Origin of the sequence: Vibrio sp. TRT 2004 (assembly GCF_050113735.1) — a bacterium.
Lineage (GTDB): Bacteria > Pseudomonadota > Gammaproteobacteria > Enterobacterales > Vibrionaceae > Vibrio.
Genome location: NZ_JBNJOH010000103.1, coordinates 1 through 2,089 on the forward strand (window position 1 = coordinate 1; position 2,089 = coordinate 2,089).

At 40.9% G+C, this 2,089-nt stretch carries 2 protein-coding genes and 2 pseudogenes; all 4 read right to left on the minus strand.

Annotated features, from left to right (window positions below; genetic code table 11):
- Positions 1–143 precede the first annotated feature (143 nt).
- A complete protein-coding gene (locus ACQEXR_RS19975) occupies positions 144–446 on the minus strand; it encodes a DUF7683 domain-containing protein (protein ID WP_427021016.1) in 303 nt (100 codons plus the stop codon).
- 27 nt (positions 447–473) lie between these two features.
- Positions 474–731: a bacteriocin immunity protein gene (locus tag ACQEXR_RS19980; RefSeq protein WP_331418713.1), complete on the minus strand. Its 258-nt coding sequence runs from the start codon at positions 729–731 to the stop codon at positions 474–476.
- Positions 721–1,494: pseudogene (locus ACQEXR_RS19985) on the minus strand (S-type pyocin domain-containing protein); the annotation flags it as partial. The gene ACQEXR_RS19980 and the pseudogene ACQEXR_RS19985, both read right to left, overlap by 11 nt.
- Positions 1,495–1,628: 134 nt before the next feature.
- A pseudogene (locus ACQEXR_RS19990) lies at positions 1,629–1,688 on the minus strand (bacteriocin immunity protein); the annotation flags it as partial.
- Positions 1,689–2,089 lie beyond the last annotated feature (401 nt).

Genomic DNA, 2,089 nt, shown 5'->3' on the forward strand with positions numbered 1-2,089 from the left:
ACCGCACCGCCTGCAACAAAAGCACCAATTGAAGCAATTGCTAACACAGGCGCAGAGGTAACTCCTACAATACCCAATACTAAAAGCGTGCCAGCAGCAGCGATATTTACACCGGTGGTTTACATTTAAACGCTAAGTCATAGTTAACTTGTTCCAAGTTGATAGTCGCATTGGGCGCTATAAAAACCCTCACCAATTATTGTCTCAATTGCCTTAACTTGATCAATCGAGATATCAAATCCACCAGCACCAGCTAATAGAAACCGGAGATCATCGTCACTTAAATCTAGTACTTTTGAGACCTGATCAACATATGACCTTTGCACTTCGATTTCCGATACCAAAAGCTCACTTTTTTTGTCAAACGCTTCAACTAAAACTTTCATTACTTTTCTACCTTTCGTGAAGGTTCTGCATCCTTCGTCTGTTCCCCTGTGAATCGCCACGGTTCTCCTTCCCCCCCTTTCGAATCATTACATTGAATCTTTAAAACACGGCCTTCCTTGTTCTTTGTACCAACGTTTTAGCTCTCCAATAATTGCGTCTGATGAATCTTCTATTCCCAGCATTGTAGGATGGGTTAACAAAGCGCTGCCTTTGGGATGTTTGATCTTTTCATTGAAAAAATTTACCAGTTCATCCAAATCATCATCACTAAAATCAAGTTCTTCAGATGCCAATAACAACTGTAAAAACTCTGACTCTGTATAATCTTGTAATTTATTTTTCATTTGAATGAATCCTTATATGATTTTTTGCTGTGTTAATTCTTAGGTTGTCAATATGATACACTTCACCACCATGTTGAATCTGATCGATATGGTGAATTTCATAACGAATCCTCCCACCTTTTTGATAATCAGGTAAACACATGGGAGCGTTACCTTTTTGTATTTGAATTTTATTCCGTTTATCAAACTGCTTAAATAACTCTGGATTCTTAGCAACTTCTTTCCAAATAGCTGTCTGTAAATCAGCAAACCTATTAAACTCTTTTCCTCTTAGCGCATCTGCAATTTTTGTTGGAATATACTGCCCTTGACCGACATTCGCAGCTTCCCCAAGCCAATAACCATCGACCCACTCAACGTCTTTACCTGTACCAGTTACCACCCCAGACTCATCACGCGCCGTTTTTTGGAACATCAGGTAAAGAGGAGGCAACCCAGCATCCACAGGGAAGGTGATAATATATTCGACTAGATCTTCTTCTGGGTAGAGAACCGTGCCAATTTCTTGCTCGTACTCTTCAATTGGGTGAACCAAGATATTGTGAACATCCACTTGGTCATTCTCGGGGAGGACGGTATCAGGTGTGAGTACATCCGTTGAGCCGTCAGGTGTCCAGGTAATGGTGATATCATTATCCAACTCAGCAATAAAGTGTTGCCCTTGCTGCACCGCCTCACGCTTCGCCACGCGATCACCGTATGCACTTCCTTCGCCCGTTTTTATACCAACGATTTGTTGCTTGCCATTTTCATCTGTGTACAGCTTCAGTGAATGATTAACCTATAGTCTCTAGCCATTTCACCAATAGGGTAAAGCAATGAGTGATATAGAAGTTCCACAATTGGATATCGAAAACTTTAACTATACAATCAAGTATCCCATTCATATCACCGTCTTCAATTCTTAAAGCACTGTTTTCCTTTTGCTTTATACCAATTCTTTAGTTCTTCGATGACACCACGAGGTGAGTCTTCTCTTCCAGGTGCCGGGTGGAATAAACTCTTTTCCCGCTTTAAAAGGCTTACTGCCCTTCAAGGTTAACTTTTCGCATCTGACTCATAAGATGTTTAACACAAGACCTGAGGTGTCGGAAGGTAAATTAGTGATCCCTCCTAGGATCTATTTTTCGGCATTGACAGAGTACAGCAAAGATGTCGTAAACGCCTATGGATTGAGAGGGCGTTGTTGATCAAATCAGCTTGAAGATCAACGACGCCTTTCATGTGTTAAATTCCATTCATACGCCTTATCGAAACAGGTTTGCAGAAAAGGACAGACATCAGGGTAACCGCATGAGTAGATAATTTGTAAACGAAAACCACTCTCTTTGTTAACTTGCTAAGAGTTGAGCAGCGTA

What these genes read in the sequence shown, in the direction of transcription:
- ACQEXR_RS19980 (WP_331418713.1), bottom strand. Translation starts at nt 731, where the DNA reads ATGAAAAATAAATTACAAGATTATACAGAGTCAGAGTTTTTACAGTTG.